This window comes from Sphingomonas aerophila, assembly GCF_014199305.1.
GTDB lineage: Bacteria > Pseudomonadota > Alphaproteobacteria > Sphingomonadales > Sphingomonadaceae > Sphingomonas > Sphingomonas aerophila.
Map to the genome: position 1 here is coordinate 140,517 of NZ_JACIJK010000003.1, position 12,095 is coordinate 152,611.

13 protein-coding genes are annotated in these 12,095 nt (G+C 63.8%); 10 read left to right on the top strand and 3 right to left on the bottom strand.

Features of this window, described 5'->3' with window-relative positions:
* The first annotated feature begins 142 nt into the window (after positions 1-142).
* On the top strand, positions 143-4,675 hold the full coding sequence (locus tag FHS94_RS19615; protein WP_184055528.1) for a beta strand repeat-containing protein: 4,533 nt from the start codon (positions 143-145) through the stop codon (positions 4,673-4,675).
* A 25-nt stretch (positions 4,676-4,700) separates the two neighbouring features.
* Here the strand turns inward: FHS94_RS19615 and FHS94_RS05555 are convergent, their stop codons facing one another.
* Entirely contained in the window at positions 4,701-5,894 is a 1,194-nt protein-coding gene (locus FHS94_RS05555) for a calcium-binding protein (protein ID WP_184055530.1), read from the bottom strand.
* 530 nt (positions 5,895-6,424) lie between these two features.
* Between FHS94_RS05555 and FHS94_RS05560 the strand changes: the two genes are divergently transcribed.
* From FHS94_RS05560 to FHS94_RS05585, 7 genes are all read left to right on the top strand, one after another.
* The gene (locus tag FHS94_RS05560) at positions 6,425-6,667 is read left to right on the top strand and encodes an acyl carrier protein (RefSeq protein ID WP_184055532.1); all 243 of its coding nucleotides are present in this window, start codon (positions 6,425-6,427) and stop codon (positions 6,665-6,667) included.
* Positions 6,648-8,039 (top strand): class I adenylate-forming enzyme family protein, encoded by a 1,392-nt coding sequence (locus FHS94_RS05565; protein ID WP_184055534.1) that lies wholly within the window; start codon positions 6,648-6,650, stop codon positions 8,037-8,039. Before FHS94_RS05560 ends, FHS94_RS05565 begins: the two co-directional genes overlap by 20 nt.
* Positions 8,040-8,042: 3 nt before the next feature.
* Positions 8,043-8,741, top strand: coding sequence for a hypothetical protein (locus FHS94_RS05570; RefSeq protein WP_184055536.1), 699 nt, complete (start codon positions 8,043-8,045; stop codon positions 8,739-8,741).
* An 84-nt stretch (positions 8,742-8,825) separates the two neighbouring features.
* Positions 8,826-9,143: a hypothetical protein gene (locus FHS94_RS05575; RefSeq protein WP_184055538.1), complete on the top strand. Its 318-nt coding sequence runs from the start codon at positions 8,826-8,828 to the stop codon at positions 9,141-9,143.
* Complete coding sequence (locus FHS94_RS19620; RefSeq protein WP_281396845.1) at positions 9,140-9,271, top strand: hypothetical protein; 132 nt, start codon at positions 9,140-9,142, stop codon at positions 9,269-9,271. Before FHS94_RS05575 ends, FHS94_RS19620 begins: the two co-directional genes overlap by 4 nt.
* A 4-nt stretch (positions 9,272-9,275) precedes the next feature.
* Positions 9,276-10,187: an MBOAT family O-acyltransferase gene (locus tag FHS94_RS05580; RefSeq protein WP_184055540.1), complete on the top strand. Its 912-nt coding sequence runs from the start codon at positions 9,276-9,278 to the stop codon at positions 10,185-10,187.
* A gap of 9 nt (positions 10,188-10,196) precedes the next feature.
* Positions 10,197-10,466 carry a hypothetical protein gene (locus FHS94_RS05585; protein WP_184055542.1) on the top strand — a complete coding sequence of 90 codons (270 nt, stop codon included), beginning with the start codon at positions 10,197-10,199 and terminating at the stop codon, positions 10,464-10,466.
* A gap of 30 nt (positions 10,467-10,496) precedes the next feature.
* Here the strand turns inward: FHS94_RS05585 and FHS94_RS05590 are convergent, their stop codons facing one another.
* Entirely contained in the window at positions 10,497-10,754 is a 258-nt protein-coding gene (locus FHS94_RS05590; protein WP_184055544.1) for a hypothetical protein, read from the bottom strand.
* Positions 10,755-10,784: 30 nt separating this feature from the next.
* Positions 10,785-11,051, bottom strand: coding sequence for a hypothetical protein (locus tag FHS94_RS05595; protein ID WP_184055546.1), 267 nt, complete (start codon positions 11,049-11,051; stop codon positions 10,785-10,787).
* A 124-nt stretch (positions 11,052-11,175) separates the two neighbouring features.
* Between FHS94_RS05595 and FHS94_RS05600 the strand changes: the two genes are divergently transcribed.
* Positions 11,176-11,712, top strand: coding sequence for a TspO/MBR family protein (locus tag FHS94_RS05600; protein ID WP_184055548.1), 537 nt, complete (start codon positions 11,176-11,178; stop codon positions 11,710-11,712).
* Complete coding sequence (locus tag FHS94_RS05605) at positions 11,709-12,086, top strand: thiol-disulfide oxidoreductase DCC family protein (RefSeq protein WP_343055179.1); 378 nt, start codon at positions 11,709-11,711, stop codon at positions 12,084-12,086. Before FHS94_RS05600 ends, FHS94_RS05605 begins: the two co-directional genes overlap by 4 nt.
* Positions 12,087-12,095 lie beyond the last annotated feature (9 nt).

Consider the following 12,095-nt stretch of genomic DNA (forward strand, 5'->3'; position numbering starts at 1 on the left):
CTGTTGCGTCACCCGAAAGGGGTAGGCCCATCTTCCCGAGAGAGTGATTTGGCCCGGAATGGTCCATTCTGGGATGGGTCTCTCATGATAGGCTCGGTCGACAATCGCCATTCTCGTCGACCACTTGTCCTGGGGATAAGGCATGACCAGCCAAGCCTATGTGGAGCGCAGGAGTGAGACGCTCGTCAACTCGTCGGTTACAGGTCGCCAAAGCGAAGTAGCCGTCACGGCGCTGGCATCGGGCGGCTTTCTTGCGACCTGGACCGACGCCAGCCTGAGCGGGGGCGATGCGAGCGGCACGAGTATCAAGGGGCGGCTGTTCGATGCCAATGGCGACCCGCTGGGGGGCGAGTTCCTGGTCAACACGGCAACCCAGAACAACCAAAGCGACTCAGCGGTGACCGCGCTCGCCTCGGGCGGCTTTGCGGTGACGTGGACCGACACCAGCGGTGTCGGGGGCGACGCTGATGCCACCGCCGTAAAAACCCAGCTGTTCGATGCCAACGGCACAAGGATCGGGACCGAGCAACTCGTCAACACGGCAACGCGGTTCAACCAGGAACTGCCCTCGATCACCAGCCTTGCTTCGGGCGGGTACGTCATCAGCTGGACCGATGGCAGTGCGACCGCCCCGGACGCGAAGGGCAATGGTGTTCGCGCGCAAATCTACTCGGCAGGGGGCGCAAAGGTCGGGGGCGAGTTCCTGATCAACTCGACGATCACCAACAGCCAGTTGTCACCCGCCCTGACCAGCCTGTCGTCCGGCGGGTTCGTGGCGACCTGGGTGGACTTCAGCGGCACGGGTGGTGACGCGAGCGCGACTGGGATCAAGGCACAGATCTTTTCCGCAACCGGCGGCAAGGTCGGTGGTGAGTTCCTGGTCAACACCGCCACGAATGCGACGCAGGACATGCCAACGATCACGACCCTGTCGGGCGGCGGCTTCGTGGTGGTGTGGCGTGACCTGAGCGGACAGGGCGACACCAGTGGGGCGGGGCTGAAAGCCCAGATTTTCAACGACGCCGGCGTCCGGGTCGGGGGGGAGTTCCAGGTCAACAACACGACCTTCAACACGCAGGACATGCCAACCGTCGTGGCCATGCCGGATGGCGGCTTCACCGTGAGCTGGGAAGATAACAGCAACGTTTCGAACGATGCTAGCGGCTTTGGCATCAAGTCGCAGATGTTCGATGCGACCGGGAATCGGATCGGCAGCGAGTTCCTGGTGAACACGGCCACGACCGGCGATCAGCAGGCGCCCGCCCTCGCCGCGCTCAAGTCGGGATCGCTGGTGTATGCCTGGACTGACTATAGCAAGACCGGCGGCGACGTGGATGGCGGCATCAAGATGCGCATCCTGCAGCCCTCGCCCGACGCCATCACCGGGCTGTCGCTCGCGCCGCTCAACCTGTCCGAGGCGGCGGTCGAGAATACACCCATCGCGACCCTGGCAGCGTCCGGCGCGCTGAACGCGAGCTATACCTACCAGATCGTCAACGATCCCACCGGCGGAGCGTTCGAGATCAAGGGCAATGCACTGGTGGTCAAGGACAGCCTGGCGCTGGATTTCGAGACCTCGCCCACCGTTTCGCTGACCATTCGCGTCACCGACACGTTCGGTGGCTCCTATCAGCAGACGTTCACGCTCCAGCTATCAGATGCTGCCATCGAGACGCGTTACGCCGCCAGCGAGGAGCGGACGGGGAACCAGACGACCGCTGGATCGCAATCGCAGCCAAACCTCACGAGCCTGCAGGACGGGCGATACCTCCTGGCATGGAGCGACAGCAGCGGCGTCGGTGGCGATGCCAGCAGCTATGGGGTCAAGGGGCAGATCCTGGCGGCGAACGGTTCAAAGATCGGCAGCGAGTTCCTGGTGAACGCGGCAACCGGCAACTCGCAGGACAGCCCCGCGGCGGCCGGCCTTACATCGGGCGGGTTCGTGCTGACATGGACCGACGCGAGCGGCACGGGCGGCGATGCATCGGGCACCGGGATCAAGATGCAGCTGTTCAACGCATCCGGCGCAAAGGTCGGTGCGGAGCTGCTGGTCAACCAGTCCACCGCCAACGCGCAGCAAACGCCCACCGTCGCGGCGCTTTCGTTCGGCGGGTATGTCGTATCCTGGTCGGACTCGAGCCGGCAGGGCGGTGACACGGACGCGTCGGCCATAAAGGCTCAGATGTTCGACGCCAATGGCGCCCGGCTTGGCGGCGAGTTCCTGGTGAACAGCGTCACCGCGGGCATACAGGATGCGCCGAAAGTGACCGGGCTCGCTTCGGGCGGCTTTGTGATCAGCTGGCGTGACACCAGTGCGGTGGGCGGCGACAACAACAAGGACGGCGTCAAGGCGCAGATCTATGACGCCGTCGGCGCGCGGGTCGGCGGTGAGTTCCTGGTCAACACCGAAACCTATGGCAAGCAGCAGCAGCCGACGATCAGCGCGCTGTCGTCGGGTGGCTTCGTCGTCGCCTGGGCCGATGCGTCGCAGCGTGGTGTCGACACGGATTATTTCGGCATCAAGGTGCAAGTATTCGACGGCGCGGGGACGAAGGTGGGCGGCGAGGCCCTGGTCAACACCACGACGGCGGCGGGCCAGCTGGCACCGGCGATCACCACCCTGTCCAGCGGCGGCTTTGTCGTCAGCTGGGCCGATTACAGCGGGGCTGGGCCAGAGGCGGGAACGGCCGGCATCAAGGGGCAGATATTCACCGCCTCCGGCGCAAAGGTCGGCGGTGAGTTCCTAGTCAATAACCAGTTGCTCGGCGCCCAGGCAGAGCCGGCGATCGCGGCTGGATCGGATGGCAGCTTCGCGATCGCATGGACCGACTATGGCGGGCAGGGCGGCGACAATGTCGGCACCGGCATCAGCTATCGCTTGTTCAACCCCTTGCCCGACCAGGGTGGGCCGCCGCCATTGAACGCCCTTGCCGACACGGTGGGCGGGACCGAGGATCAGGCGCTGACGATCGACCCGGGATTGCTGATCGCCAACGACACCAGTTCCAGCAATACGCCCATCCACCTCACCAGCGTCAGCGCCCCCGTCGGCGGGGCCGTGGCGTTGCAGGCGGACGGGACTATCCTGTTCACGCCGGGCGCGAACGTCAGTGGTGCCGCGTCCTTCAGCTATGCTATCGAGGATGGAAGCGGTGCGACTGCGACCGGCAGGGTCATGGTCAACTTGGCGCCAGTCAACGACGCCCCGACTGCGCGCGCCGATCAGGTCGGCGTCGGACAGAATGGCGGAAGCATCAACGTTGCGACGTTGCTCGGCAACGACACGGACCCGGACCCGGGTGATCGCCTGGCCTTGTCGGGCATCCCGTCCACCAGCGCGGCGGGGGTGCTGCTGTCGATCACCAACGGCACGATCAATTACGCGCCCGGCGTGTTGTTCCGGTCACTGGCCGCCGGAGAAAGCGCAACCGACAGCTTCACCTATTCGATCGTCGACAGCAATGGCGCGACGTCGAGCGCGACCGTGAACGTCACGATAGCGGGGGTGAACGACGCACCTTTCGCGCCGACCCTGTCGAACGCATCGATCGACGAGAATGCGCAGACCGGCACCGTGCTGGGTACGGTCACGGCAAGCGATCCCGACCATGGCGATCAACTGAGGTATAGCCTGATCAACAACGCTGCCGGCCGCTTCGCCATCGACGCCGTCACCGGGGTCATCACCTATGCCGGCGGTGCGCCCCTCGACTACGAAGCGAACGCGTCGCACCAGATTGGCGTCCGTGTCACAGACAACGGCGGCCTGTCCGTGGACCAGAGTTTCACCGTCGCTTTGAACAACCTGCCTGAGCCGAAGAGCTACAATGGCGACAACGGCGCAAACACCTTCACTGCCTCAACGAATGACCTGTGGACGATCAACGGCAATGGCGGCAACGACATCCTGACCGGCAACGCCAGCGCGGATTCGATCTATGGCGGGTCGGGGAATGACGTGATCGACGGCGGCGGTGGCGCGGACACGATGTACGGCGGCACGGGCAATGACACCTTCTACGTCGACCAGGCAGGCGACACGGTGATCGAAGCCTATGGCGAGGGGACCGATCTCGTTTACGCGTCGATCGATTTCGTCATGCCGGAAAATGTCGAAAAGCTAACCCAGACAGGCGTCGCCAATATCGGAGCGACCGGGAACAGCTTTGACAACACCATAACGGGCAACAATGGTGACAACGCCTTCTATGGCGCTGGCGGGCGCGATCTCATCATGGGGATGGACGGGAACGATACGCTGTTCGGCGAGGCCGGGGGTGATTATCTGCAGGGCGGAAACGGTGATGACGTCCTTGTCGGCGGCGCCGGGTCCGACGAATTGACGGGCGGGGCGGGGGCCGACCGGTTCGTCTTCGACTCGCTCACAGTCTCGGCGGATCGCGACACGGTGAAGGATTTCACCCCGGGCGAGGATCTGTTCGCGCTCGACCGGTCCGTATTCAGTGCCCTGTCCAGCCTGGCGGCAGGCGCCCTCCCGAATTCGGCCTTTATCAACGGGCCCGCAGCGCTGACGACCGACCAGCGCCTGGTTTATACCAAAGGCAATGGTGCACTGTACTACGACCCGGACGGATCGGGCTCGGCCGCGATGATCCAGATCGCGGTTCTGAACACGAAGCCCGACCTGACCGCTCACGACTTTGTCCTGATCTGACCCGCGGTTCGGCGGGCCAGCAGGGTCAAGCAAACAGGAAGTCGGCGGCCGAGAAGCTGGCCGCGCTCAGCGTACCCGCAGGGTCGGCGACGCTGATGGCGAATGTCGCGCCGCTGGCGGTCGTCGCGGCCAGCACGACGCTGCCATCGGGCACGTCATAGGCGAAGATCGATCCGGCCCCGCCGCCCGGCGCATAGGTGGTGATGCCCAGCCCTTCGATCCGGATATAGTCCTTCCCATCCTCAAAATCCTGGATGGTATCGACGCCGTCCAGCGCGCCGGTAGCGGTGAAGCCGAACCAGTCGGCACCCGCCCCGCCCCAGAGCTGGTCCTGCCCGGCACCGCCGTACAGCCGGTCGAAACCGCTGTCGCCATAGAGCAGGTCGTTGCCCTCATTGCCTTCCAATCGGTCGTCGCCACGCCCGCCGGAAAGGGAATCGTTGCCGGCCTCACCATAAAGCATGTCGGCGTTGGCTCCTCCATAGAGCTGATCGTCGCCCGCGCCCGCTTCCAGCAGGTCGTTGCCGTCGCCGCCGTCGAGCACGTCGATGCCGTCCTCTGCCGAGAGCACGTCATCTCCCGGGCCGCCGTCCAGGTAATTGTTGCCGTTGCCCCCGTCGACATCGTCGTTGCCGTCGCCGCCGAACACATGATCGTTATCGGCCTGGCCCTTCAGCTTGTCGTTGCCGCCTTCGCCATAGATCCAGTCGTCTCCCGCCCCACCGCCGACAGCCTGGGTCGTGAGCTTGCCCGTTGCGGGGCTGATTTCCTTGTAGAAGCCATCGTCACCCTCGCCGGCGTGGATGATGTCGTTGCCGGGGCCTCCGTCCAGGTAATCTCGGCCGCCGCCCGCGAAGATAACGTCATCGCCGGTATCGCCCAGGATCTGGTCATGCCCGTCACCGGACTCGATCACGTCGTTTCCATCACCGCCCGAGAACGTGTTGTTGCCGTACAGGTCGGTCAGATGGTCGTCTTCCCAGCCCCCATCCAGCAGGTCATTGCCAACGCCGCCGTCGAGCCAGTCTGCGCCATGTCCTCCCTTCAGGAAGTCGTTCCCCGCCTGGCCATAAAGTGTGTCATCGCCGTCGCCGCCCTCAACGTAATCGTCGCCATTGCCGGCCCAGATGCGGTCATTCCCCCCCAGGCCATAGATCTCGTCGGCTACAGTGGTGCCGGTGATGTCGTCGGCGATCGTCCGTCCCTTGAGATTGGCCATGGAAACCTCTCCGGCAAAGCGGTCCGGCCCGGTGGGCTGGGCCGGACGGCATGAAAGCGGAAGTGTAATCCGGCCAGGACCTGATCGAGCCATGCTTGGCGGCGGTACTCCCAATGCGCCGATAACAAGCCGAACGGGCCATGGGTGGCCCATGCCGACGCGAACCGATCGGCATGCCGCCATACGACCTACCGCTTTGTACGCGGGTAATCACCGGCCCTTTCCCAAGCTTTGCTCCATGCCAGATATAGATGTGATCTCAGCTGATGCTGCAACGAACGGCCAAACCTGTGCCGACGTCCTATCTGACTTTAGAAGGTACAGAAGAACAGCGGCTCTCCGAAACGCCCGCGACTGTGCGTGTACGTCAGGTCGAGCGAGGACCTGTCAAACTCGGTCCCAATCTAGAACATAAGTCCGGCAATGACTTTGAGATCGCGTTATAGAACGGTATGGACAACTCAATCATCAGTTGATAACTTATGATAACGAAGCCTGATCCGGGGCTGGCTTCTGCGAATGGGGTGGTGATGGCGAACGACCTGGCTTCGGAGCTTACCGGATATATCGTTCAGCATTGCGGACTTTCCGCATCAAGGATCAATGACGAGGCGCTGCTATTTTCAACGGGCGCGCTGGACTCTTTCTCCTTGATCGACATTGTGACATTTCTTGAGCAGAGAACGGGCGTGAAGGTGAGGCCCCGCGACCTGGAATTGGGTAACTTCGATTCCGTGTCGCGGATGGTCGCTTATGTCGCCCGCCACGGATAGCGGCACGGATCTGAGGGCGTCGATCCGGGCGGCGCTGGAGGGTCGGTCGGGTTTCGAGGCGACCGATGGCGACACGGCCTTTTCCGCTGTGCCCGTCCAGGACTGGGCGGCTTATGCCCGGCAGTTCCTGTTCTGGAAGACGAGCAACAGCCTGATCGCAGTGCGTCACTTGCTCGAGGCGATCGACGCGGGCGTCGTCCCGATCCTGGTTCCGCCACGCATCCCAGCTCACAAGCTCTCCACGTTGCGCCTCGACCATCCTGGCTTCGGCTATTTCGACGGGGAGGAAATCGAGCCGGTGCCGGCACCGGTGCATGTGCACGCGGACGCGATCCTGTGCGTGTTGACGAGTGGATCGACGGGAAAGCCCAAATTGGTCGCCGCCAGCGATGCCGGGCTGACGGCAGGCATCCGCGCCATTCACGCATCGCAGCATTTGGAGGAAATCGCGAGCACGGGCGTGGTGTTGCCGCTGGCCTATTCCTTTGCGCTCGTGAACCAGCTCCTTTGGGCGGTGTTGTTCGAGCGACGTCTGGTGCTGCTGCCGGGAATGGTCGATCCGGCCAGCACTTTGGACATGGCTCGCCGCGAGCATGTCGCGATGCTGTGCATGGTGGCCGCACAGGTTCAAACCCTTGCAGCGCTCGGCTTCGATGCGGAAGAAGCGCTGGCGTCGGTCAAGATCGTCAACCTGGCCGGCAGCACTTTTCCCCTCTCTCATCTTGGATCGCTGCGGGCGATGTTCCCCTCGGCCCGCTTCTTCAACAATTATGGTTGTACCGAAGCCATGCCACGTTTGACGGCGGCCGAGGTCGTCAGCGATGACCATCCCGTGACGCTCGTCGGTCGCCCCATCGCCGGCGTATCGATACGCATTGCCGGCGAAGATCCCGACGTCGGACCCATCGAGTTCAAGTCGGCTTCGGCCTCGATTGGGCTGCTTCGGCCAGACGGCACGGTCGAACCCCATGGCGAATGGATCGCGTCGGGCGACCTTGGCCGTTTCGACAACGGCGACCTGCACGTCTTGGGCCGGCATGATCAGGTGGTGAAGCTTGGCGGTGAGCGGGTCAGCCTGCTGGAAATCGAGTACGCCCTGCAGTCGGCCGACATGTCGAGCATTGCTGCTTGGGCAGAGCCTGGGGATCGCGAGGGTGAGGCCGTGCTGGTCGCGGTAATGGCGGGGCAAGAGCCCCCGACCACGGCAGAGCTGATGCGCCACCTTCGCGAAAGGCTGCCCCGGCCGATGTGGCCAAGCCGCATGCTTTGGGCGGAGGAATGGCCCCTATTGCCAAATGGCAAGACGGACCGCGTGGAGTTGCAGCGCCTGGTCCGCAGCGACAGCCTGCCCAGGCTGTATCCGGCGAACTGAGGAATGAGCGATGATCCCGCCGTCGGCCCAACGACCCTTGGGCGGTCGTTCCTGGCGGGGCTGCTTCGTCCCTCTGCATTGGGGCTGGGCACAACGCTGATCGTCACACTCGCGCTGTTTGCGGCTTTGTCGCAGATCACCGCGGAGCAGGTTCAGCGACTTGCCGGCTGGATGGGGGGTGATCGCACTTCACAGTCGATCGACGTCTATCTCGTGACCAGCCGTGCGTTGGGGCTGGCGATGTCCCGTACTCGGGAGCCGAGCCTGGTGCTGCTCGGCGGATCAACAACTCGTGAGAGTTTCGACGAACGCCTGGCCAGTCAACTGCTCGGGTTCGGCGCGAGCGGCCACCGGGTCACCAATCTTTCCGGCAGCGGCCAAACGATCATTGAGTCGGTTGCGCTGGCCGACATGCTTCCCCCACAATTCCGCGGCGTCGTGGTCCTGGGCGTCAATCCGATCCGGTTGGGCAAAGCAAACGACCCGGAGTCCGTCCTGCACCCCCGGTACGGCGTCTCTTCCCCGTTCATGGCCGAACAAGCGCGGCGGCTGGGCGTGCGGCCCGATCCGATCACCGGGCGCTTTGCGATAGACCAGCGCGCCTTTCTGCATCGCATGTGGGGCGACCTGACCGCCAATCCGGGGACGCTGATGCGCGCACGTGAAGAAAACCCCAGGCGGCATTGGTATTACGACAAGTAGCCCCTGCCCGAGGCCATTCTGCGCCAGAATCTGCAACTGACCAGCCGTGATCTGGCCGGATACGACCGCGTAGCTCGCGACAACATGGAAGCACTGGCGGGTCTGATCGCGCGGTTGAGGTCGCACAACATCAGCATCGTCCTGCTGGAGGCGCCGGTGAGCCCGCGCTTCGTCAGGGAAGGTATCGGGCCCGCAGCCTATCAACACCACCTCGGCACGATGCGAGCCTTCGCCGCGCGTGAGGGCGTCCCGTACCTCAACAACAATGCTGATGCGGATCTTCGCACCCAGGACTTCTTCGACTGGGGGCATCTTCGCAACCCGGCGGTAACTGATCGGCTGACGCGAAGGCTGATCACCCAGATCCAGCCCATATTTCGCGCGCAGGAGCAGAGCCGATGAACAAGACAGCCAGACGAGTCGGGGCATTGATCCAGGGCGCGGTGCTGGGCCTGGCACTCACCCATTCGATCCTGACGCTGACGTTGATCGCCAGTGGTATCCGCCTGTTCCGATACCAGGGCTTCTAGGCGAATGATCCAGAGCCTTCTTTTCTGGGAAGTGCTGTTCGGTGCCGTTGTCGGCTATTGGTTGCTGCCGCCGCGATTGCGGGACGGCTTTCTGTTCTTCGTGTCCGCGGGCTATCTTGCGACACTGGCGCCGTGGAGCGTGGCGGGGCTGATCGGCCTGACGGCCTTGTTCAAGCTGCTTTCCCCACGTCTTGTCGGCGAAACGCGCACCGCGGAGCGTATCCTGGTCGTGTCGGTGCTCGCGGTCAGCGCATCGCTCGCCTTTTTCAAATTCGCGCCCCCGATCCTCACCGCCCTGCACGGCAGCAGGGTTGAAAGCATGGTGCTGGTCCCGCTCGGCATAAGCTATTACAGTTTCAAGCTGATCCACTATGCGGTCGAGGTCGCCCGCGAGAACATCGAGCCTGCGCCCTGGGACACGTTCCTTGCGTACATGTTCCTGTTCCCGACCTTCACCGCGGGCCCGATCGAGCGGTACGACCACCTTCTCGCCCATCGGGAGAGCCGGCTGTCCCGCGACATGGTCGTGGAAGGCGGAACGCGGATCGTCATCGGCCTGATCAAGACCGGCTTCGTGAGCGAATTGGTTCGACAGGTGATGAGCCTTGGTATCCCGAATAACGCTTTTCTTCTCGATCACCTGGCGACCACGTCGACGCCGCAGGTCTGGCTGGTGATCCTGCGGACATACCTGCTCGTCTATCTGGGTTTCAGCGGCTACACCGACGTGGCGATCGGGGCGAGCCGACTGTTCGGCATCGGCATCATGGAGAACTTCAACTTCCCCATCTTTGCTCGCAGCATCAGCGAATACTGGTCCCGTTGGCACATGTCGCTGTCGCGCTGGTGTCAGGCCTATGTGTACATGCCAACACTGGCACGCGCCCGCAGCCCATATCTGGCGCTGAATGCCTAGTTTTTCGTCATGGGGATGTGGCATTCGGGCACGATCACGCGCCTGCTTTGGGGATTATGGCACGCCTGGGGATCGATCGCGTACATGGTGTGGTCGCGCAACCGGCGCAAACGGGGTTGGACGGTGTTCGACCGTCGCATCTTCGTAGTGCCTGCGATCCTGCTCACCCAGGCTTACGTGCTTGGAAGCTGGGCGATCCTGGTCGGCGAGGACAGCACCGGTTTCACCCAGGGGCTGCGCGTGCTGGCCAAGATGGCCTTTATCAACCTGCCGCAGTGACTTGGCGGCCCTCAGCCTTACCGTCTGAGGCTACAGCCCGGCTTTCTCCAGGGCCGCAGCAAGCTCGGCCTCGATAACCGTACTCGGTTCAGGCGGCAGCCGGTTCAGGGCAGTCTGCACCCGCTTCTGCGCTACCTGCAGCGTCTTGTGCCGGACCGTGCGGATCGAGTTGGTCCGCCATGATGGGCTTTCACCCAACAGAGCGGCCCATTTCGCCTCTTCCGCGGCGAGGATAGCCAGGGCGAGCCGCAGCCCGTCCCGCCGGCCGCGGGCATAGTCATCCGACATGGACAAGGTCACGTGACTTACCGGTCACTCTCAATCGTCTTCCTCGATTTCGCGATCGACGCTGTTCATGAAGTCGCGGGCCGCATCCCGATCCGCTTCGTCCTTGAACGCGACGTCCAGTTCAGGGGCCGCGCCCAGCATGTACAACAGGCACCAGAGAGCAAAGCGGCGTCCGCTGTCCCGTTCCAACCCGAGTTGGATGTGGAGGCGGTCGATGCCGGCGCCGAGCTCCTCCGAAGAGAGATTGCCGATGTCGGCCGTGCCGAAATAATGTGAAAGCAGTTGGTCGAAGTCCATGGCCGTCCGTACCCCAGCCGCGCGCAACACCCAAGCCTCGGTCGTCTCCGCCGCCAGGGCGGAACGCCACGGCGGCTGCTTCGCTGTACGCGGCAGATGACATGGCCGGGAACAGGAGTGCCGCATGAATGAGATCGAGGAGGCGAGCAGGGCGGGTGGACTGTCCCGTCCGGCGGCATTGGCCATCGTGGTGGCAGCACTAGGCGTTAGCGCCGTTGTGGGGCGGCGAAACGCGCCCGATCCGTCCCACCCCCAAATCCGGCGATGGTATAAACGGCTTTCCAAGCCCAGCTACACGCCGCCCGACGCCGCCTTTGGCGCTGTCTGGCCCGTTCTCGAAACAGGGCTGGGCGTCGGCGCATACCGACTGCTGCGCCAGCCGGCTGGTGACGCGCGCAACACGGCTGTGGCGCTCTGGCTGGTCAACATCGCCCTGATCGGTGGCTGGACGCAGTTGTTCTTCAAGGAAAAGGCGTTGGGGCCGAGTGCGATCACATCTGCGGCGATGATCGCGACAGGCACCGCTTACGGCGTGACCGCGGCCAAGGTCGACAAGGTCGCCGCAGCTTCAGCCGTGCCGTTCGTGGGATGGCTGGGCTTCGCAACGTTGCTGGCCGAACAGATCTGGGTGCGGAACGACGCTTCTGCTGCGTCGGCGTGACCCTGACAGTTTGGCATGACGGATCATGCCCGCTTTGCCGGCGGGAGATCGCCCTGATGCGCCGGTTAGACCGTCGCGGTGCGATCAGCTTTATCGACGCAAGCGACCCGGCGCTTGGCTGCCCTGCCGATCGGGAAGCCATGCTGGCGCGATTCCATGCCGAAGAGAACGGCCGCCTCCTGTCCGGGGCGGCTGCCTTTGCCGCGATGTGGCGCGCCATTCCGGTGCTGCGGCCGCTGGGCGTCGCGGCTCGCAACCCGCTGCTGCTTGCGGGGCTTGAGCGGCTTTATCGAGGGTTCTTGCGGATCCGACCGCAACTGCAGGCCTTGGCGCGCCAGTTGGAGCGACGGCGGAGACGATCGCGGGCGATGTAGGGACGCCCG